The organism is Streptomyces sp. NPDC093510, from assembly GCF_040683555.1.
Lineage (GTDB): Bacteria > Actinomycetota > Actinomycetes > Streptomycetales > Streptomycetaceae > Streptomyces.
Genome location: NZ_JBFBEE010000010.1, coordinates 17,126 through 36,829, shown reverse-complemented (window position 1 = coordinate 36,829; position 19,704 = coordinate 17,126). Strand labels below are relative to the sequence as shown.

18 protein-coding genes are annotated in these 19,704 nt (G+C 72.0%); 8 read left to right on the top strand and 10 right to left on the bottom strand.

Annotated features, from left to right (window positions below):
* Position 1: 1 nt before the first annotated feature.
* From AB0N81_RS17450 to AB0N81_RS17440, 3 genes are read right to left on the bottom strand one after another with little or no spacing between them, the layout of a single operon-like run.
* Positions 2–973 (bottom strand): MoxR family ATPase, encoded by a 972-nt coding sequence (locus AB0N81_RS17450; RefSeq protein ID WP_365359056.1) that lies wholly within the window; start codon positions 971–973, stop codon positions 2–4.
* A complete protein-coding gene (locus AB0N81_RS17445) occupies positions 970–3,189 on the bottom strand; it encodes a hypothetical protein (protein ID WP_365359054.1) in 2,220 nt (739 codons plus the stop codon). Before AB0N81_RS17445 ends, AB0N81_RS17450 begins: the two co-directional genes overlap by 4 nt.
* Positions 3,190–3,191: 2 nt before the next feature.
* Positions 3,192–3,566, bottom strand: a complete 375-nt coding sequence (locus tag AB0N81_RS17440) for a CU044_2847 family protein (protein ID WP_365359052.1) — start codon at positions 3,564–3,566, stop codon at positions 3,192–3,194.
* Positions 3,567–3,919: 353 nt separating this feature from the next.
* Here AB0N81_RS17440 and AB0N81_RS17435 point away from each other — a divergent pair, with 353 nt between their 5' ends.
* From AB0N81_RS17435 to AB0N81_RS17425, 3 genes are all read left to right on the top strand, one after another.
* A complete protein-coding gene (locus AB0N81_RS17435; RefSeq protein WP_365359050.1) occupies positions 3,920–5,125 on the top strand; it encodes a glycerate kinase in 1,206 nt (401 codons plus the stop codon).
* Positions 5,126–5,219: 94 nt separating this feature from the next.
* Positions 5,220–6,020 carry a hypothetical protein gene (locus AB0N81_RS17430; RefSeq protein WP_365359048.1) on the top strand — a complete coding sequence of 267 codons (801 nt, stop codon included), beginning with the start codon at positions 5,220–5,222 and terminating at the stop codon, positions 6,018–6,020.
* Positions 6,017–6,772, top strand: coding sequence for a hypothetical protein (locus AB0N81_RS17425; RefSeq protein ID WP_365359046.1), 756 nt, complete (start codon positions 6,017–6,019; stop codon positions 6,770–6,772). The genes AB0N81_RS17430 and AB0N81_RS17425 overlap by 4 nt, the downstream gene beginning before the upstream one ends.
* 44 nt (positions 6,773–6,816) lie before the next feature.
* Here AB0N81_RS17425 and AB0N81_RS17420 read toward each other — a convergent pair whose 3' ends face one another.
* Positions 6,817–8,055: a helix-turn-helix domain-containing protein gene (locus tag AB0N81_RS17420; RefSeq protein WP_365359044.1), complete on the bottom strand. Its 1,239-nt coding sequence runs from the start codon at positions 8,053–8,055 to the stop codon at positions 6,817–6,819.
* Positions 8,056–8,348: 293 nt separating this feature from the next.
* Between AB0N81_RS17420 and AB0N81_RS17415 the strand changes: the two genes are divergently transcribed.
* The 5 genes from AB0N81_RS17415 to AB0N81_RS17395 are packed head-to-tail and all read left to right on the top strand — an operon-like array spanning position 8,349 to position 13,221.
* Positions 8,349–9,140, top strand: a complete 792-nt coding sequence (locus tag AB0N81_RS17415; RefSeq protein ID WP_365359485.1) for an ABC transporter ATP-binding protein — start codon at positions 8,349–8,351, stop codon at positions 9,138–9,140.
* On the top strand, positions 9,137–9,943 hold the full coding sequence (locus tag AB0N81_RS17410) for an ABC transporter ATP-binding protein (protein WP_365359042.1): 807 nt from the start codon (positions 9,137–9,139) through the stop codon (positions 9,941–9,943). Before AB0N81_RS17415 ends, AB0N81_RS17410 begins: the two co-directional genes overlap by 4 nt.
* Positions 9,940–10,830 carry a branched-chain amino acid ABC transporter permease gene (locus tag AB0N81_RS17405; RefSeq protein ID WP_365359040.1) on the top strand — a complete coding sequence of 297 codons (891 nt, stop codon included), beginning with the start codon at positions 9,940–9,942 and terminating at the stop codon, positions 10,828–10,830. The genes AB0N81_RS17410 and AB0N81_RS17405 overlap by 4 nt, the downstream gene beginning before the upstream one ends.
* The gene (locus AB0N81_RS17400) at positions 10,823–11,947 is read left to right on the top strand and encodes a branched-chain amino acid ABC transporter permease (protein WP_365359037.1); all 1,125 of its coding nucleotides are present in this window, start codon (positions 10,823–10,825) and stop codon (positions 11,945–11,947) included. Before AB0N81_RS17405 ends, AB0N81_RS17400 begins: the two co-directional genes overlap by 8 nt.
* Positions 11,944–13,221 carry an ABC transporter substrate-binding protein gene (locus tag AB0N81_RS17395; protein WP_365359035.1) on the top strand — a complete coding sequence of 426 codons (1,278 nt, stop codon included), beginning with the start codon at positions 11,944–11,946 and terminating at the stop codon, positions 13,219–13,221. The genes AB0N81_RS17400 and AB0N81_RS17395 overlap by 4 nt, the downstream gene beginning before the upstream one ends.
* Before the next feature lie 60 nt (positions 13,222–13,281).
* Here the strand turns inward: AB0N81_RS17395 and pssA are convergent, their stop codons facing one another.
* The 6 genes from pssA to AB0N81_RS17365 form a co-directional block, all read right to left on the bottom strand.
* Entirely contained in the window at positions 13,282–14,136 is an 855-nt protein-coding gene (pssA, locus tag AB0N81_RS17390) for a CDP-diacylglycerol--serine O-phosphatidyltransferase (protein ID WP_362997565.1), read from the bottom strand.
* Positions 14,123–14,779 carry a phosphatidylserine decarboxylase gene (locus AB0N81_RS17385; protein ID WP_365359033.1) on the bottom strand — a complete coding sequence of 219 codons (657 nt, stop codon included), beginning with the start codon at positions 14,777–14,779 and terminating at the stop codon, positions 14,123–14,125. The genes pssA and AB0N81_RS17385 overlap by 14 nt, the downstream gene beginning before the upstream one ends.
* A 169-nt stretch (positions 14,780–14,948) precedes the next feature.
* Positions 14,949–16,154: an acyl-CoA dehydrogenase family protein gene (locus AB0N81_RS17380; RefSeq protein WP_365359031.1), complete on the bottom strand. Its 1,206-nt coding sequence runs from the start codon at positions 16,152–16,154 to the stop codon at positions 14,949–14,951.
* Positions 16,151–16,690, bottom strand: coding sequence for a MaoC family dehydratase (locus AB0N81_RS17375; RefSeq protein WP_365359029.1), 540 nt, complete (start codon positions 16,688–16,690; stop codon positions 16,151–16,153). The genes AB0N81_RS17380 and AB0N81_RS17375 overlap by 4 nt, the downstream gene beginning before the upstream one ends.
* 5 nt (positions 16,691–16,695) lie before the next feature.
* A complete protein-coding gene (locus AB0N81_RS17370; RefSeq protein WP_365359026.1) occupies positions 16,696–17,679 on the bottom strand; it encodes a CoA ester lyase in 984 nt (327 codons plus the stop codon).
* Entirely contained in the window at positions 17,676–19,703 is a 2,028-nt protein-coding gene (locus AB0N81_RS17365; RefSeq protein WP_365359024.1) for a methylmalonyl-CoA mutase family protein, read from the bottom strand. Before AB0N81_RS17365 ends, AB0N81_RS17370 begins: the two co-directional genes overlap by 4 nt.
* Position 19,704 lies beyond the last annotated feature (1 nt).

The window sequence follows — 19,704 nt, the reverse complement described above, 5'->3', positions numbered from 1 at the left end:
CCTAGACCGTCCCGCCCAGCCGGTGCAGCACCGCGTCGAGCAGGGCGCCGGGCGGCAGGTCGAGGCCCCCCTTGCGCAGGAACACGGCGTTCAGGAGCTGGTCCGTGGCCAGCTCGCCGGGGGCACGGCGGCCCAGGAAGGTGCGCAGGAGGTCGTCGACGCCGTCCAGCGCCGCGTCGCCGAGGTGCGCCTCGACGATGTCCCGCAGCCGCTGCTCGTCCGGCTCCGCGAGATCCAGGCGTACGCAACGGCGCAGGAACGCGGGCGGGAACTCGCGTTCGCCGTTGCTGGTGATGACCACCACGGGGAACTCGGAACAGCGCACCCGCCCCCGCGTCACCCGTGCCCGCACCCGCGGGTCCATGGTGAGGACGTCGACGTCCGACTGGTCCTCGGGCAGCCGGGCCAGCTCGGGGATCTCGAACTCGCCCTCCTCGAACACGGTCAGGAGGTCGTTCGGCAGGTCGACGTCTCCCTTGTCGAGTTCGTCGACGAGCAGGACGCGCGGGCGCTCGCCCGGGACCAGGGCGGTACCGAGCGGTCCGAGCCGGACGTACGAGCCGATGTCGGGCCCCTCGGTCGGCTCGGGCGCGTCTCCCGAGGCGTCCGCGCGGCTCAGGTTGGACTCCCGCAGGCGGCCGATCGCGTCATAGCCGTAGAGGGCGTCGCGCAGGGTGGAGCGGCTGTTGACCGGCCAGGTCAGCACGCGGCCCAGCGTCAGCTCGTGCGCGACGGCGTGCGCGAGGGACGACTTGCCGGTCCCGGGATGACCGGTGACCAGGAGCGGGCGGCGCAGCATCAGCGCGGCGTTGACCACCTCCGTCTCGTCGGGGCCGATGAGGTAGGGCCGCGGCTTTGGCGCGCCGTCCGCCGGGGTGAAGCGGCGCCACGGCGGGGCCTCGGGGAAGTCGACGTGCCGGGCGTCGCCGTCACCGCGGAAGAGCCGCCAGTCGCCTTGCCGGTCTGCGGTCATGAACTGCGTACTCCTTCGTCGGAAAGCGGGCGCGGCGTGTCGGGGTCCGTGAGTGTCGGCTCGTGGTCGCCAACCGTGCCGTCCTGTCGGGCCGAGTCCTCCCATACGAGGGAGGGGCGGGCCAGGAGCCCGGTGGGGTCGGGCAGCGCGGACGCCCTGAACCGGTGGACACGGAAGGGGAGTTCGTACAGCTGCCCGGTGGGGGCCAGGGGATCGAGACGGTCGGCGTGGTCGTGTCCCTCGGCCTCGCGGTCCCAGAGCACGACGGGGACGCCGAGGGCCAGACAGAGGTCGAGGAGCTGGGCGCGGAGCGTGGGCGGGCCGTGCAGGACGACGTGGTTGGCGTCGCGGTGGGTGGAGCTGAGGAGCGCCGCGACCTGCCGCCCGTCGGCGCAGCTCGGGTCGATGACCAGGGGCCTGCCGTGCCCGTCGCCCCAGCGGCGGCGGTGCTCCGGGTCGCGCCGCGGCACCCGGCGGCTCATCTCCGGGCAGCGCAGGGTGAGCGGGAAGGAGGCGCCGAGCGGGAGGCTCGGCACGAATTCGTTGGGGCTGCCCGCGTCCCACTCGTCGACGGGCAGATGGAGCCCGGCGCGGTCGACCTCGACGGCCACGGCGGGCTGCCCGTCACCGGAGCGCTCGGCACCCTCACGGATCAGCGCGCCGACCTGCTCCGGCGTGAGCGGCGCGTCCCCTGCACCGGTCTCCAGGCGACGCACCGTGCCGCCCTCGTGCTCCTGCCACAGCCTGCACCGGTACCGCTCGGCCGGCTCGGTGCCCTCCCCCTCGGGCGAGACCCTGGTGAGCCGGGCGAGCAGCCGCGTCACCTGGGGCGTCCGCGCGCCCGCCCAGCGCGCGGCGTCGGCCCTGCGCTGATCGCGGGCCGCGGGGTGCACGCCGAGCCGGGCACAGACCCGTTCGCTCCAGCGGCCGAGCGCTTCCCCTACGGGACCGCCCGCCGCCGCGGCGACGAACTCGACCAGGTGCACGAGCGCGGGCACCCGCGGCGTGCCCGCCGGCACACAGCCGCCGTCCTGGTACTCCTCCAGGTCCGCGATGACCTGCCCCAGCGCCGTCACGGACAGCCGTGCGGTGCACAGGGCCGCGGGCAGTGGGGTGTAGCGCAGCGCCTCCTGGGCGGCGCGGGCGGGCAGCGTCGGATCGGCCACGACGACGCGTGTCAGGTGCTCCTCCAGGAAGGCGTACTCGCCACGGGAGAGCAGCCCCGCCGCCTCGATGGCCCGTCCGGTGCCGAGCAGGGTGGTCAGGCGCTCGGGGCGTGCGCCGTAGGGCCCGGCGGTGAGCAGGGATTCGCTGAGCGTCGGCAGGGCGCGGTGCCGGGTCAGCAGGACGGCGGTCAACTCCTCGGCGCGCGGCGCCGAACCGTCCGTGGGCACGGCGAGGCCGAGCTCGGTCGCGAGCCGCCGGGCGTGCTCGGCGCGCACCGCGGGGTCGGGCAGCAGGGAACGCAGCAGCTCGCTGAGTTCGGCACGCAGCGGTTCGCCCGACGGGTCGCCCAGCGGGTCGTCCTGCGGGGCGGCGCGCAGCGTACGGCAGTCGTCCACGACCGCGGCCGCCCCCGCCGCGTACAGCTGCTCGCGCACGGCCTGCCAGGACAGCGCCCAGGTGCGCCGCAGGGTCCGGCCGGGTTGCGCGGGGGCGTCCGGCTGCCCGAGCTGTCCGACGACGAGCCCGGCAGCGCTGTCCCCCGCATCGGTCCAGAGCGGCCCGCCGCTGAATCCGGGCCCGATCGCGGCCCCCGACAGCGGCCCGTCCAGATAGCCCACGTCGCCGTCGAGCAGCTTGAGCACGGTGTCCGCGAACGTGATCGGTTCCCCGCAGCCGTGCCAGGCCCGCAGCGACTGGCCCTCCGCCATCTCCGTCCAGACGACCGGCTCGGCGCCCGCGGGCGCGGGCTCGGCGAGCATCAGCACGCACAGGTCGCCCTCCCAGGCCGCGGAGGAGCGCCGGGGCGGCACCCACACCTCGATCTGCGCCTTGATCCGCACCGTACGCCGGTCGAACCCCACCTGGAGCACCTCGTCCGCGGGCCTCGTCCCGCTCAGCGGCGGCCGCCCCAGGGCTTCGTTGACCACGTGCGCGCAGGTCAGGGCGCGGCCGGGGGAGAGCAGCGCGGCCGCGCCGACGGCCGCGTCGCCGTGCCGCCCCAGCACCGCGACCACCGGCGGCGGCCCCTGCGCCGCCTTGAACCAGCCCACGGCTAGGTCCCGGAGCCCGGATTCTCCGTACGCCGCCACGTCGCCGACACCGTCATGGTGGCCGCCCCCTTCAGGCCGACGATGCCGAGCTTCAGGTCCTTGCCCACCTCGATGCCGAACTCGACCGTGAACTCCTCGGGCGGCTCCTGGGCCCGGGACACCGAGGCGTGCACCTCGTCCAGGAGCGGGCCGAGCGGGCTCAGCGTCGCCCGCAGCGCCCCGGCGGCGAGGGCCACGCCCCGGCCGCCGCCGGTGGAGACGGGGGCGGGCACGCCGAACTCGTCGGGCAGGCCGCCGGGTTCGGCCGGCTGCCCCACGTCGGCGAGCTCGACGCGCAGCGCGGCCCCGGCCAGATCGAGTTCCAGGTACTCAGGCATGGGGTCATTGTGGGGCCACTGCGGCGGCGCGCGCCGTGAGTTCGCTGATCCGCGCTCCGCCGAAGCCGGACAGCGCCCCGCCGAAACCGGACACCGCGCCGCTCGGCTCGGGCGACCACCGGCGAGCGCCGTCCCGCGGCCGACCACCGGCGAGTGCCATCCGGCGGCCGACGGTGATCGATCATTTACCCGCTCTGGCACCCCGCTATAGAGCGCCATAGGGGGATTTTCCACCGGGACGCGCTGTCTCGCGCGCCGGTCGGCCATGGGCAGCGGCCCCTCTCTGCGGTTATGGTCGCAGCGGCGCGACTGCCTTGACGCGAGCAAGGCCCGGAAAGCAAGGGGAATGCAAGGTGGCGGACGCTGCAGGAACGACGGGACACGAGCAGCAGGCGCAGGCCGGGCGCGACCGCGCGAGGCGCGGGGAGGCGCAGCGTGTTCTCGTCGCCGCGGACAAGTTCAAGGGCTCGCTCACGGCCGTACAGGTCGCGGAGCGGGTGACGGCCGGGCTCCACCGCGTCGCCCCCGGCACGGTGGTCGAGGCGCTGCCGGTCGCCGACGGCGGCGACGGCACGGTCGCCGCGGCCGTCGCGGGCGGCTTCGAGCGCCGCGAGGTGCGCGTCACGGGACCGCTCGGCAACGAGGTGACGGCGGCGTACGCGCTCAAGGACGGCACCGCCGTGGTGGAGATGGCCGAGGCCTCGGGCCTCCAGCTGCTCCCCGATGGCGTCTTCGCGCCGCTCACGTCGACGACGTACGGCTCCGGAGAGCTGATCCGCGCTGCGCTCGACGCCGGCGCCCGCACCATCGTCTTCGGTGTCGGCGGCAGCGCGACGACCGACGGCGGCGCGGGCATGCTGGCCGCGCTCGGCGCCCGCTTCCTGGACGCGGACGGCGAGCCCGTCGGACCGGGCGGCGGCCCGCTGAAGGACCTGGCCGCCGCCGACCTGTCGGGCCTCGATCCGCGTCTGAAGGACGTCGAGATCGTGCTGGCCAGCGACGTGGACAACCCGCTGACCGGGCCGAAGGGCGCGCCCGCGGTGTACGGGCCGCAGAAGGGCGCCGACCCGCAGGACGTCGCCGCGCTGGACACCGCGCTCGCCCACTTCGCCACGGTCCTGGAGAAGTCCATCGGCCCCAAGGCCGCCGAGTACGCGCAGTCGCCGGGCGCCGGCGCCGCGGGCGGCATCGGGTACGGAGCGCTGGTCGGGCTCGGCGCGGGCTTCCGGCCCGGCATCGAGGTCATGCTCGACGTGCTCGGCTTCGCGCCCGCTCTGCAGCGGGCCACGCTCGTCATCACCGGCGAGGGCTCCCTCGACGAGCAGACCCTGCACGGCAAGGCCCCCGCGGGGGTGGCCGCCGCCGCGCGGGCCGCCGGGGTGGAGGTCATCGCCGTCTGCGGCCGCCTCGCGCTGGCCCCGGAGGTGCTCGGCAAGGCGGGCATCCGGCGCGCGTACGCCCTGACCGACGTCGAGCCGGACGTGGCGCGGTGCATCGCCGAGGCAGGGCCGATCCTGGAGACCGTCGCGGAGGGCATCGCCCGCGACTTCCTCACCTGATCCGGCCGGTCGACACCCGCGTCCCCGGCACAGACACCGCCCGTGTCGAACCGGGGACGTGATCGTTTCTTCATTACGTGAAGAGGAGACGATCTTGACCGGGTGGGCGCAGCTCAGCGGCGGTCTTGGCATCGTCGCGTCCCTGTGCCCGATGGGCGGCCTGACCGTGGACGCGCAGGTCGAGGCGGTCGGCGTGGCCCTGTCGGAGCGGCTGGAGATCTGCCGGGAGGATCTGCCGGACGCCCCGGACGCCCCGGACGCCCCGGACGCCCCGGACGCCCCGGACGACGCCGTGCCGGAGCCGCGGGACGGGCCCCGCCTCGCCGTCGCCGTACAAGTCGCCGTACAAGTCGCCGTACAAGCGGAGGCCGGGCTGCCGCATCCCCCGCCGCACCCCGAGCCCCCGCCGCACTCCGGGCCCCCGCCTCGCCCCGAGCCCCCGCCGAGCCCCGAGTCCCCGCCGCACCCCGAGTCCCCGCCGCACCCCGAGCCACCGGCACACGCCGAGCCACCCGCACACGCCGCGCCGGCTCCGGAACTCCCGCCCCCACGCGCCACCCGCCCGGCGAAGCGCCCGCCGCGAGCCGCACCCCGCGTCCGGGAGCTCCTCATCCCCGTACGCCTGGAAGCCTCGCCGCGCCCCGCGCCGCCCACCCCACCGTCCCCGCCCGCCCCACCGTCCCCGCCGCCCTCCCCGTCCTTCGCCGCGCCGGGCTACCGCGCCGCCGAAGGGCGCGAACGCGCGGGCGGGCGGTCCATGGTCACCACCACGATGGTCGTCACCACCCCCGCCGTCCTCGCCGCCGCGCTGCTGCGCCCCCGCTCGCGCTCCGCCGCGTCCGGGGCGTCCGGCGCCCTTTCCCGCCCCAACCCGCCCTCAGGAGGCCCCTCGTGACGGAATGGTTCGTACTCGGCCTGGCCATGGTGCTGGCCTGCGCGGTCGTGCTGACCGTCACCGTGGTCAGACACCGCCGCGTGCCCGAGGACGACGACACCAGCGAGACGCCCGACGTCCTCGAGTACATGGTGATGATGGTCGGCGTCGTGTACGCGATCGTCCTCGGCCTCGCCATCGCCGGTGTCTGGGAGGCCCGCGGCGCCGCCCAGGACGGCACCCGCGACGAGGCGCAGGCCCTGCACGAGATCAGCAGGCGCGTGCAGGTCTACCCGGCGGACGCGCGGGAGCGCATCGAGCGGGACGTGCGGCGCTACAGCGAGCACGTGACCACCGTCGAGTGGCCGCGCATGATCGAGGAGCACGAACTCACCGACCGGGGCGGCGAACTCCTCGACACCTTGCGCAGGGACATCGCCCGGCGGCCGCCCGCGAGCGAGCTGGAGGCGCAGACCTACCAGCCGCTGCTCGACCAGGTGGCCGCCGCCGACGAGGCGCGCAGGACCCGCGCCGACAACGCGGAGGAGACGCTCCCAGGAGTGGTCTGGTTCGGCCTGGTCGCCGGGGCGTTCGTCACGGTCGGACTGATCTTCATGCTGCAGATCAGACGCTCGTCGAGAGAGCTGCTGCTGGCCGGGACCTTCAGCGCCCTGATCGCCTTCCTGCTGTTCCTTGTGTGGAATTTCGACGCGCCCTTCGGCAGGTCGGCGACGGAGACGACGACCGCCTTCCAGGACCTGATCAGCGCCTGAGGCCGGACGCCCCGGCTGCCCCAGGGGGGACGGCCGGCTCGGGTTCACGCCGGCCGGGCGCCCTGGGACAGCCGGTGCGCCTCCACCGCGAGCGCCACCTCCACCAGGTCGCGCGGGCGCGCCAGGGAGCGCGAGGTCAGCTGTTCCAGGCGGCGCAGGCGGTTGAACACCGTGTTGCGGTGGCAGTAGAGCCGCCCGGCCGCCCGGCCCGCAGAACCCTCGCAGGCCAGCCACGCGTCGAGCGTCTCCAACAGCACCGCCCGGTCCGCCGGTTCGAGGGCGAGGACCTCGCCGAGCACATCCGTCACCAGGCGTCCCGCGAGCTCCGGCTGGCTCACCACCAGGGCCGTCGGCATCCGCCGGTCCAGCCGCACGATGCCCGTCGCGCCCGGCGGGCAGGTGCGCAGCGCCAGCTCCGCGAGCCGCCGGGCCTGGCCGAGCTCCGCGAGACCGCCGACCACGGGACTGATCCCGCCGGGCCCCGGACAGCGCCCGTCGAGCAGCCGGGCGAGCCCGTCCAGGCCGCCCGCCTCGCCGTCCTCGGCCGCGCCGAGCGCCACCACGCCGACCTCGCAGTCCGTCCGCATCCGCCAGATGAAGCGGAACCCCACCCGCTGGATCTGCCGGTGGAACGCCTCGCGCCCGTCGCGCCGCTCCACGCGGAGCACCACCACGGCGTACGGGCCGTGCTCGGGCAGGTCGAGTCCGGCCGCCGCGCGCGCCGCGAGGCCCGGCGCCGAACGGCCCTCCAGAAGCGCGTCGAGCAGCGCCTGCAACTGCTCGTCGGTGCGGCGGCGCAGCTCCAACTCCGTTGCCCGGTAAGCGTCGGACGCCACCGCGGCCTGCGCGTCCACCGCCGACCACACCATCGTCGCCGAGCGCATCAGGACCGCGAGCTTCTCCGGTTCCTTGCCCGCCGTCCCCTCCAGCAGTGAATCCCACACCAGATAGCCCGCGTTGCGGTACGAGTGCACCAACAGGTCGAGCGGCAGGCCCTGTTGGGCCCGGCGCCGGCCCGCCTCCTCCGCGTACTCCAGGTCCCGGCGCGGCGAGGCCCGCGGCGCCGAGATCGCCTCGATGCCGATCCGCATGGCCTCCTCGGCCTCCCGCCACTGCGCGTCGTACGGCAGCACGCGCCCGTACACCGGCGAGTGCTCGCCGAGCTGCCGCAGATGCTCGTCGACCAGCTCGGGCAGGCGCGGCAGGAGAGCCGTACACGCCTCCTTGAGGAGTTTCCAGTCGTGTCCGGTGCGAGGCCTGCGTCCGCTCTTGGTTCCGGTCATCGTCGCCCCCGTCGCCGCGTTCAAAGACGTCGTCGTCCGGAGGATGCCACTCGTCGGGCCCCTCCGGCAGGCCCCTGACACGCGGTGTTGTGCGCGTGCACAACCGGGGGTCGCCGCCACTGGTCCCCCGCAGCGTTTCGCCCGCTGCCCGTGGACGGGCCGGTCCCGCGGTGCTGGGGTGAGCGCCACGCGACGGCGGACGGCCGTACGGGACGAGAGGGCGATACGTGGCTGGATCCGATGTGAAGGGCGCCGGGAAGACCGGGCCCGGTGCCCGCGGCGGGGGGCTCGTCGTGCGGGACGTATCGGTGGGCTACGGCCCCGTGCGGGCCCTGCGCCGAGTCTCCCTCGACCTGCCCGAGGGCGCCGTCGTCGCCGTGCTCGGCGGCAACGGCGCGGGCAAGTCGACGCTGCTGCGCGCGATCTCGCGCACCCTCTCCTTCCAGGGCGGGACGCTGACCTCGGGCGACATCCACTTCGACGGGCGGCGCGTCGACGGCCTCGCGCCGGACCGGGTGGTGGCCGCCGGGATCTCCCAAGTGCCCCAGGGCAGGCAGGTGTTCGCCAGGATGAGCGTCGCCGACAACCTGCGGGCAGGGGCGCTCGGCTCCGCCGGATCGCGCGCCGCCAAGACGGACGCCCTGCGGCGCGTCCACGACCTCTTCCCCGTCCTCGCCGACCGCGGCGCCCAGCGCGCCGGGCTGCTCTCCGGCGGCGAGCAGCAGATGCTCGCGGTGGGCAGGGCGCTGATGGCCTCCCCGCGCCTGCTCCTCCTGGACGAACCGTCCCTGGGGCTCGCCCCGTTGATGGCCGCCCGCATCGCCGACACCATCCAGGAGATCAACGCGCAGGGCACCTCGGTGCTCCTCGTCGAGCAGAACGCGGCCCTCGCGCTGCGGCTCGCCTCCACCGCGTACGTCCTCGACGTCGGCGAGGTCGCCCTCGCGGGCCCCGCCGACGAGCTCGCCGCCTCCGACGAGGTGCGCCGCCGCTATCTGGGCGTGGTCGACGAGGACGCGGCGGCCGACGCCACCCGCGGTCTCGGCGCGCTGCCGACGCTGCCGCGCTGGGAGGCCGAACGGTGACCGGAACGACCGTACCGCCCCTCGAAGTGCGGGACCTGACGGTCCGCTTCGCCGGGCTCACCGCCCTCGACGCCGTCAGCTTCACCGTCCGCCCCGGCACCGTGCACGCCGTCATCGGACCCAACGGCGCGGGCAAGTCGACCTGCTTCAACGTCCTGTCCGGCGTCTACCGCGCGAGCGGCGGCAGCGTCCGCTTCGGAGAGCACGAGCTCACCGGCATGCGCCCGCACCAGATCGCGGGGCTCGGCGTCGCCCGCATCTTCCAGAACCTCGCCCTGCCGCCGCGCGCCACCGTCGCCGACAGCCTGCTGCTCGGCCGGCACCGCCTGACCCGCACCGGCTTCGTCGCCGCCGGGCTCCGGCTGCCCTCGGCCGCCCGCGAGGAACGACGCCACCGCGAACGCGTCCGCGAGATCGCCGCGTTCGTCGGCCTGGAACACCAACTCGACCTGCCCGCGGGCGCCCTGCCCTACGGACAGCAGAAACTCGCCGAGCTGGCCCGCGCCCTGTGCATGGAACCGCGCCTGCTGCTCCTCGACGAGCCCGTCGCCGGCATGACCGCCGACGAACGGCGCCGCACCGCGGCCGTCATCGCGGGCGTCCGCGACAGCCTCGGCATCTCGATCGTCCTGGTGGAACACGACATGGGGGTGGTGATGCGGCTCGCGGACGCGGTGACCGTACTCGACTTCGGGCGCCGGATCGCCGACGGCGCCCCCGGCGACGTACAGAACGATCCGGCGGTCGTACGCGCCTACCTGGGCGAGGGCGACCGGACCGGCGAAGGGAAGACGCGACCGTGACCACCTTCACCGAACTCCTGCTCAACGGCGTCTCGATGGGCTCCGTCTACGCCCTCATCGCCCTCGGCTTCGTCGTCATCTTCCGCGCCACCGAGGTGGTGAACTTCGCGCACGCCTCGCTGCTCCTCGCGGGCGGCTACATCACCGCATCCCTCCACGACGACCTCGGCTTCTGGCCGGCGCTGCTCGTCGGCATCGCGGGCGCGGCGGTCGTCGGGGCGGGCGTCGAGTTCCTCGTCATGCGCCGCTACCGAGGCTCCGACCACAGTGTCCTCGCCATCGTCACCATCGGCGTCGACATCCTGCTCACCACGGAACTCACGCGCCGCCTCGGCACGGACGTCCTGCCGCTCGGCGACCCGTGGGGCGACGACGTGCTGACCGTCGGTCCGGTCTCCCTCGCGCACACCCGCATCGCGGCGTTCGTCGCGGCCGCGCTGCTCATCACCGTCTTCCTCCTCGCCTTCCGCTACACCTCGTGGGGCGTGGCGATGCGCGCCGCCGCCGAGAGCCCGGAGACCGCCGCGCTGATGGGCGTGCGGCTCGGCAGGGTCTCGCTCGGCGCGTGGGCGGTGGCGGGCGCGCTCGCCGCCGTCGCCGCGCTGTTCCTCACCGTGTTCCCGACGCCGGGCCTCGAACGCGCCACGTCCCTCGCCGCGCTGAAGGCGTTCCCCGCCGCGATCCTCGGCGGCCTCGACTCCACCACCGGAGCCCTGGTCGGCGGCCTCGTCGTGGGCGTCACGGAGTCCCTCGCCACCGGCTACCAGAGCGAGCTCAGCTTCCTCGGCCGCGGCCTCGGCGACCTCGCCCCCTATCTCGTCATGACCGCCATCCTGCTGATGCGACCCGCCGGGCTGTTCGGCACGAAGGAGCTCGCCCGTGTCTGAGGTCACCGAGGCGGCCGCCCGCCCGGCCCCCTCCGCCCCCGCCGTCGCCCGTACGCGGCTCGGCCGCCCCCGCACCTACGTGTGGGCCGCCGCCGCGGTCCTCCTGCTCGCCGTGCCGTTCTACCTGGACCGTTTCTGGCTCCAGGCGGGCCTCTTCGCGATGGCCGCCGCCATCGGCGCGATCGGCCTCAACCTCCTCACCGGCGCGACGGGCCAGCTCTCCATGGGCCACGCCTTCTTCCTCGCCATCGGGGCGTACGGCTACTGCGTCCTCGCCGGCGAAGGAGGCGAAGGACTGACGGGGCTCGGCCTGCCCACCTGGCTCGCCGCGACCCTCGCGGTGGCCGTCGCCGGGCTCGCGGGCGGCCTCTTCAGCCCCATCGCGGGCCGCCTCAGCGGCGCCTACCTCGGCATCGCGACCCTCGCCCTGATCTTCATCGGGCAGCACGTGCTCTTCAACGCCCACGACCTGACGGGCGGCTCCAACGGACGTGACGTGCCGCCCCTGAACCTCTTCGGCATCACCTTCGACGAGCGCGAGGCCGTGATCGCGGCCGTGCCGTTCGGCTCGGCGGAGAAGCTCTGGTACGTCGGACTCGTGCTGCTCCTCGGCTGCGGCCTCTTCGCCCGCGGCGTGCTGCGCGGCCGCCCGGGACGCGCCATGAACGCCATCCGCGACCACCGCGTCGCCGCGGGCGTGATCGGTGTCCCGGTCGCCCGCTACCGCGCCGGGGTCTTCGTCCTGTCGTCGATGTACGCGGGCCTCGCCGGAGTGCTGCTCGCCCTCGTCTTCCAGCGGACCGTGCCCGACTACTTCGGCATGACGCTCTCCCTGGAGTACCTCGCGATGATCGTCATCGGGGGCCTCGGCTCGGTCGCGGGCGCGGTGGCCGGCGCCGCCCTCGTCTCGCTGCTGCCCCAGCTGCTCACGCGCTACAGCGACGCGCTGCCCCTCGTCTCGGCACCCGGCACCGGCGGGATCTCACCGGGCGAGGCGTCCCGGTACCTGTACGGCGCCGCCGTCGTGGCGGTGGTGCTCTTCCTGCCCGGCGGCCTGGCGAGGATCGCCGCCCGGCGCAGCAAGCCAAGACCAGGCACTCCAGGGGAGGAAGCATGAAGACACCCAAGGCACCAAAGACACTGACCAGGGCCACAGCGGCCGCCACAGCGGTCGCCGCGCTGCTCGCGCTGACCGCGTGCAGTTCAAAGGCGAAGGACGACGGAGAGAGCGACGAGAGCGCGGGAGGGGTGAAGGCCGGCGACGGCGTGACGAGCGAGACCATCACTCTCGGCGTGCTCACCGACATGACCGGCGTCTACGCCACCCTCGGCAAGAGCGTCACCCAGGCCCAGCAGCTCTACGTCGACCAGGCCAACGATGACGGCGGCATCTGCGGCCGCAAGCTGAAGCTGACCGTCCGCGACCACGGCTACGACCCGCAGAAGGCCGTCGCCGCCTACACCGAGCTGGAGCCGAAGGTGCTCGGCTTCGCCCAGTTCATCGGCTCCCCGTTCGTCGCCGCCGTCAAGCAGCGCATCGACGGCAACAAGGGTCTTGTCCTGCCGCAGGCGTGGTCGGCGAACCTGCTGGGCAGCCCGTACGTGCGCGTGATCGGCTCCACGTACGACCTGGAGACGATCAACGCCATCGACTTCCTGATGAAGGAGAAGGGCCTGAAGAAGGGCGACAAGCTCGGCCACGTCTACTTCGAGGGCGACTACGGAGAGAGCGCCCTCAAGGGCTCGAAGCACATGGCCGAGGAGGCGGGCCTCACCGTCGTCGAGCAGAAGATCAAGCCGACCGACAACGACATGACCGCCCAGGTCTCCGCCCTGAAGAAGGCGGGCGTCAAGGGCGTCGTCGTCAGCGCGGGACCCCGTCAGGCCGCTTCCCTGGTCGGCGTCGCGGCGGCGGGCCGCTTCGACGTCCCCGTCATCGGCAACAACTCGGCGTTCGCCCCGCAGCTCCTCGCCACCCAGTCGGGCCCGGCCCTCATGAAGAACTACTACGTGGCCTCGCCCACGCTGCCCATCGGCGCGGACACGACGGCGGCGAAGAAGCTCGTCGCCGACTACAAGAAGGCCCACCCCAAGGACTCCCTCGACAACGGAGTCGTGGCGGGCTGGACGGCCGCGTCCGTTTTCGGCGAGGCCCTGAAGAAGGCATGCGCGGAGAAGGACCTCACGCGCGAGGGCGTCGACAAGGCCCTCCTCACGATGGACGACTTCGACTCCGGCTTCGGCGTCCCCCAGGACTTCACCGACCCGAAGGCACCCTCCTCCAAGGAGAGCGTGATCCTCCAGCCGGACAAGAAGGCGACGGGCGGCATGAAGGTGGTCCGGCAGCCGAGCGCGGCGGAGGCAGCGAAGGGTTACACCGCGGAGAACTGAGGCACGCAAAGGGGGCCTGAACCATTCGGTTCAGGCCCCCTGGGCTACGTTCAAGCGCCGCTACGGCAACTGCGCGGCCCGCGCCTCACGCCGGTTGCCCCGGAAGTTGTTCACCCGCCGCGCCGTGGCGAAGAGGGGAATCACCGCCCCGAGGACGAGCTGCAGAGCGCACCCGGTCTGGAGGAGCAGCTGGCCGCCGGGCGCGTCGAACGCCCAGGCCGCGAGCAGCCCCATCGCCGCGACGATCCACGAGAGCATGGCCACCGCGAGGGGGCCCCGCGGCTTCGGGTACTCGACCCGGCTGACCATGAGCCAGGCCGTGCCGATGATCGCGAGGAGCGTCGCCACGAAGGGCAGCTCCAGGAGCACGATCGAGACGACCGTCAGCGCCCCGAAGGGCGACGGCATGCCCTGGAAGGTGCCGTCCTTCACGGTCACGCAACTGAACCGCGCAAGCCGCAGCACCACCGCCAACAGCACGACGATCGCGCCGACCGCCGCCACCCGCTGGTGCGCGTCGTCGGCGACCATGCCGTAGACGAGGACGAAGTACGCCGGCGCCAGACCGAAGCTGATCAGGTCCGACAGGTTGTCCAGCTCCGCGCCCATCGGCGAGGACCGCAGCTTGCGCGCCACGAGCCCGTCGAAGAGGTCGAAGACGGCGGCGCAGAGCATCAGGATCACGGCGGTCGCGGCGGAGTGCCGCGCCATGCCGCTCTCGGTGCTGCCCTGCACGTACGGGATGAGGATGCCCGTGGTGGTGAAGTACACCGCCATGAACCCGCACGTGGCGTTGCCGAGCGTGAGGGTGTCCGCTATCGACAGACGCAGTGAGAGAGGCATCTCTTCGTCTGCCTCGTCCTGCACCGCCTCGGGCACCCAGCCCGCTTGTGTTTCAGGATCAACCACGGTCAATGCGAGTCACCCCAGCCACGGTCTTCTGACCGACCTCGACGTCCACCTCGACACCCTCGGGGAGGTAGATGTCGACGCGCGAGCCGAAACGGATCAGACCGATCCGCTCGCCCTGCTCCACCTTCGACCCCTGCGGCACGTACGGCACGATGCGCCGGGCGACCGCGCCCGCGATCTGGATCATCTCGATGTCGCCGAGCTCGGTGTCGAAGTGCCAGACAACGCGCTCGTTGTTCTCGCTCTCCTTGTTGAACGCCGGGACGAACCCGCCGGGGATGTGCTCCACGGACGTCACCGTGCCCGCGAGGGGGGCACGGTTGACGTGGACGTTCAGGGGGCTCATGAAGATGGCGACGCGGGTACGCCCGTCCTTCCACGGCATGATGCTCTGCACCACACCGTCGGCGGGGGAGATGACCCGGCCCTGAGCGATCTCACGCTCGGGGTCGCGGAAGAACCACAGCATGCCCGCCGCGAGAGCGGTGGCGGGTACGGCGACGGCCGCGGCGGCCTTGGAACGGCGCGCGCGGGCGAGGCTCAGTGCCGCGGTGGCGACGGTCGGCAGGAGCCACGGCGATGCTCCGCGAGCAAGGCGTCCCTGGAGAATGCCGTCGCGTGGTGCAGAGGTTTGGCTGTGGGGCATGGATGACCTTCGTAGCGGATGATGCCGCGCATGAACGGGGGACGGCGGCTTTTTCCGGATGCTATCGGTTGCGAGCCACAACTGGGCAAGCCAGGAAGCCGAGTCGGCGGCCGAAGAGTGTTGACAGGGTGTGATCTTCTTCTCGGCGAAAGTGGCCCAAACCGGGCATCTAGCCCTGGAATCGATACTCTTCGAGTAGTCGTCGGCCAATGATCATTTTCTGGATCTCGGCGGTACCTTCACCGATCAGCAGCATCGGAGCCTCCCGGTAGAGACGCTCGATCTCGTACTCCTTCGAGAAGCCGTAGCCGCCGTGAATCCGGAACGCATCCTCCACGACTTCCTTGCAGTACTCGGAGGCGAGGTACTTCGCCATCCCTGCTTCGAGGTCGTTTCGTTCCCCTGAATCCTTTTTGCGCGCTGCATTCACCATCATCGCATGGGCGGCCTCGACCTTGGTAGCCATCTCGGCCAGCTTGAACTGAATCGCCTGGTGCTGGGCGATGGCCTTGCCGAAAGTGTGACGTTGCTGGGCATACGAGACGCCGAGCTCGAATGCACGCTGAGCGACGCCACAGCCACGTGCCGCGACATTGACGCGGCCGACCTCGACTCCGTCCATCATTTGGTAAAACCCTCGGCCGGTGACCCCGCCGAGCACGCGATTGGCCGGAATTCGCAGTCCGTCCATGATGAGTTCGGTCGTGTCGACGCCCTTGTAACCCATCTTGTCGATCTTGCCGGGGATGGCGAGCCCGGGACGGACCTCTCCGAAGCCCGGCTCCTTCTCGACGAGGAACGTCGTCATCGACTTGTGCGGAGCCGTGCCTTCAGGGTGTCCTTCGTCACTTCGGCACAGAACGGCCACCAGAGTCGATGTTCCGCCGTTGGTCAGCCACATCTTCTGACCGTTGAGAACGTACTCGTCGCCGTCCCTGACGCCCTTGGACGTGATGGCCGACACATCGGAGCCGAGCCCCGGCTCCGACATCGAGAACGCGCCCCGCACCTCGCCGGCCGCCATGCGCGGCAGGAAGGTGTCCTTCTGCTCCTGAGTGCCGTGCTGCTTGAGCATGTAGGCGACGATGAAGTGGGTGTTGATGATGCCGGAGACCGACATCCAGCCACGCGCGATCTCCTCGACGCACAGCGCGTACGTGAGCAGCGACTCGCCCAGACCGCCGTACTCCTCCGGGATCATGAGCCCGAAGAGGCCCAACTCCTTGAGCCCGTCGACGATCTGCTGCGGGTACTCGTCACGGTGCTCGAGTCCGGTCGCGACAGGGATGATCTCCTTGTCGACGAAGTCCCGGACGGTGGCCAGGATCTCCTGCTGGACGTCGGTGAGACCGGCGGTCTGCGCGAGTCGGCTCATGCCTGCTTCTCCGTGCTCTGGGCGCTCTTGGAAGGGGTCTTCAGCTCCGGGCGGCCGGGCTGCTCGCCGCCGCGCTCCTTGATGTACGTCTCGGTGGGCACCATCACCTTGCGGCGGAACACGCAGACGAGCGTGCCGTCCTGCTTGTAGCCCTTGGTCTCCACGTACACGATCCCGCGGTCGCTCTTGGACTTCGACGGCGTCTTGTCCAGGACGGTCGTCTCGCCGTAGATCGTGTCGCCGTGGAAGGTCGGCGCCACGTGCTTGAGCGACTCGACCTCCAGGTTGGCGATCGCCTTGCCGGAGACGTCCGGGACGGACATGCCGAGGAGCAGCGAGTAGATGTAGTTGCCCACGACGACGTTCTTCCCGAAGTCCGTCGTGCTCTCCGCGTAGTTCGCGTCCATGTGGAGAGGGTGGTGGTTCATGGTGAGCAGACAGAAGAGGTGGTCGTCGTACTCGGTGACCGTCTTGCCGGGCCAGTGCTTGTACACGGCGCCGACTTCGAACTCTTCGTAGGTGCGGCCGAACTGCATGTGTCTTACGCCTCCGGGGCCTCGAACTTGGACGTGCGGGTCATCCCGGCCGCACGGCCCTTCCCGGAGATGACCAGCGCCATCTTCCGGCTGGCCTCGTCGATCATCTCGTCGCCGAGCATCGCCGAGCCCTTCTTGCCGCCCGCCTCGGACGTGCAGTACTCGTACGCGTCCAGGATCAGTTCGGCGTGGTCGAAGTCCTCCTGGGAGGGGGAGAAGACCTCGTTGGCGGCCTCCACCTGGCCGGGGTGCAGGACCCACTTGCCGTCGAAGCCGAGCGCGGCGGCGCGGTTCGCGACCTCGCGGTAGCCGTCCACGTTCTTGATCTGGAGGTAGGGGCCGTCGATCGCCTGGAGGTTGTTGGCGCGGGCCGCCATCAGGATCTTCATCAGGATGAAGTGGTAGGCGTCCGCCGGGTAGCCGGGCGGCTGCTCGCCCACGACCAGGGACTTCATGTTGATGGACGCCATGAAGTCGGCCGGGCCGAAGATGATCGTCTCGACGCGCGGGGAGGCCTCGGCGATCGCGTTGACGTTGTTGAGGCCCCGCGCGTTCTCGATCTGCGCCTCGATGCCGATCTTGCCGGCCTCGAAGCCCATCGTCTTCTCGATCTGGGTGAGGAGCAGGTCGAGCGCGACGATCTGGTCGGCCGTCTGGACCTTCGGCAGCATGATGCAGTCGAGGTTCTGGCCCGCGCCCTCGACGACGGTGACTACGTCGCGGTACGTCCACTCCGTCGTCCAGTCGTTGACGCGCACGACCCGTGTCTTGCCCGTCCAGTCGCCCTCGTTGAGGAACTTCACGATGGTGTGCCGGGCCTCCGGCTTGGCGAGCGGCGCGCAGGCGTCCTCCAGGTCGAGGAAGACCTGGTCGGCGGGGAGGCCCTGGGCCTTCTCCAGGAAGCGGGGGTTCGAGCCCGGCACCGCGAGGCAGGAGCGGCGCGGACGCAGACGGTTGACGGGCGCGGTGGGCGCGGTGGGCGCGGTCATGCGGGGACCTCCAGAGGGTCGAGGTGGTTCGCTTTCCGGATCTCGTCGACGATACGGCCGATGATCTCGGTGATGCCGAAGTCCTTGGGGGTGAAGACGGCGGCCACACCCGCGGCCTTCAGGTCCTCGGCGTCGCTGTTGGGGATGATGCCGCCGGCGATGACGGGGATGTCGGGGGCGCCGGCCTCGCGGAGCCGTACGAGCACGTCCGGCACGAGCTCGGCGTGGGAGCCGGAGAGGATCGAGAGGCCGACCGCGTGCACGTCCTCGGCGAGCGCCGCGTCGACGATCTGCTCGGGCGTGAGGCGGATGCCCTGATAGACCACTTCGAAGCCGGCGTCCCGCGCGCGCACCGCGATCTGCTCGGCCCCGTTGGAGTGTCCGTCGAGGCCGGGCTTGCCGACGAGGAAGCGCAGCCGGCCGCCGCCGAGGTCCTCCGCGGTCCTCGCGACCTTCTCCCGGACCAGGGCGAGCGGCGTGCCCTCCTCCGCCGTGACCGCCACAGGAGCGCTGGAGACGCCCGTAGGGGCCCGGAACTCCCCGAAGACCTCCCGCAGGGCCCCCGCCCACTCCCCGGTCGTCACACCGGCGCGTGCGCACTCCAGGGTGGCCTCCATCAGGTTGCCCGTCCCGGCGGCCACCTCCTTGAGCCGCTTCAGGGCCTTGCAGGGGCGCGGGTGGTTGAACGGCGGCTGGTAGCGGGTGTCGCGCCAGTCCCCGAGGGCACGCACGACGCGCGCCTCGACGGCCGGGTCGACCGTCATGATCGCCGCGTCCAGGTCCGAGGTGAGGGGACTCGGCTCCGTGGACTCGTAGGAGTTCACGCCGACGATCTTCTCCTGGCCCGACTCGATGCGCGCCCTGCGCTCGGCGTGCGAGGAGACGAGCTGCGACTTGAGGTAGCCGGACTCGACGGCGGCCATCGCGCCGCCCATCTTCTCGATGCGGTCCATCTCGGCGAGGGACTCGTCGACGAGCGCGGCCACCTTGGCCTCGACGACGTGCGAGCCCTCGAAGATGTCCTCGTACTCCAGGAGGTCGCTCTCGTGCGCGAGGACCTGCTGGATGCGCAGCGACCACTGCTGGTCCCACGGGCGGGGGAGACCGAGGGCCTCGTTCCAGGCGGGCAGCTGCACGGCGCGCGCGCGTGCGTCCTTCGAGAGCGTGACGGCCAGCATCTCGAGCACGATCCGCTGGACGTTGTTCTCCGGCTGGGCCTCGGTGAGGCCCAGGGAGTTGACCTGCACGCCGTAGCGGAACCGGCGGTGTTTCGGGTTCTCGATGCCGTACCGCTCGCGCGTGACCTGATCCCAGATCCGCCCGAACGCCCGCATCTTGCACATCTCCTCGATGAAGCGGACGCCCGCGTTCACGAAGAAGGAGATGCGGGCCACGACGTCCCCGAACTTCTCCTCGGGGACCTGCCCGGAGTCGCGTACGGCATCGAGAACCGCGATGGCGGTGGACATCGCGTACGCGATCTCCTGGACCGGTGTGGCCCCCGCCTCCTGGAGGTGGTAGCTGCAGATGTTGATGGGGTTCCACTTGGGGATGTGGGCCACCGTGTACGTGATCATGTCGGTGGTCAGCCGCAGCGAGGGAACCGGCGGGAAGACGTGCGTCCCGCGCGAGAGGTACTCCTTGACGATGTCGTTCTGCGTCGTCCCCTGGAGCTTGGTGATGTCGGCACCCTGCTCCTCCGCGACCACCTGATAGAGCGCCAGGAGCCACATGGCGGTGGCGTTGATCGTCATCGAGGTGTTCATCTGCTCCAGGGGGATGTCCTGGAACAGCCGTCGCATGTCACCGAGGTGCGAGACGGGCACGCCCACCCGGCCGACCTCGCCACGGGCGAGGATGTGGTCGGGGTCGTAGCCGGTCTGCGTGGGCAGGTCGAAGGCGACCGAGAGACCCGTCTGCCCCTTGGCGAGGTTGCGGCGGTACAACTCGTTGGACGCTTCCGCCGTGGAGTGACCGGCGTACGTCCGCATGAGCCACGGCCGGTCCTTCTGGCGCTCTGTCATG

Coding starts and splice junctions, on each gene's coding strand:
- AB0N81_RS17365 (WP_365359024.1), bottom strand. CDS start 19,703: ATGACAGAGCGCCAGAAGGACCGGCCGTGGCTCATGCGGACGTACGCC.
- AB0N81_RS17420 (WP_365359044.1), bottom strand. CDS start 8,055: ATGACCGGAACCAAGAGCGGACGCAGGCCTCGCACCGGACACGACTGG.
- AB0N81_RS17385 (WP_365359033.1), bottom strand. CDS start 14,779: ATGCCCCACAGCCAAACCTCTGCACCACGCGACGGCATTCTCCAGGGA.
- AB0N81_RS17450 (WP_365359056.1), bottom strand. CDS start 973: ATGACCGCAGACCGGCAAGGCGACTGGCGGCTCTTCCGCGGTGACGGC.
- AB0N81_RS17440 (WP_365359052.1), bottom strand. CDS start 3,566: ATGCCTGAGTACCTGGAACTCGATCTGGCCGGGGCCGCGCTGCGCGTC.
- AB0N81_RS17380 (WP_365359031.1), bottom strand. CDS start 16,154: ATGAGCCGACTCGCGCAGACCGCCGGTCTCACCGACGTCCAGCAGGAG.
- AB0N81_RS17370 (WP_365359026.1), bottom strand. CDS start 17,679: ATGACCGCGCCCACCGCGCCCACCGCGCCCGTCAACCGTCTGCGTCCG.
- AB0N81_RS17375 (WP_365359029.1), bottom strand. CDS start 16,690: ATGCAGTTCGGCCGCACCTACGAAGAGTTCGAAGTCGGCGCCGTGTAC.
- AB0N81_RS17395 (WP_365359035.1), top strand. CDS start 11,944: ATGAAGACACCCAAGGCACCAAAGACACTGACCAGGGCCACAGCGGCC.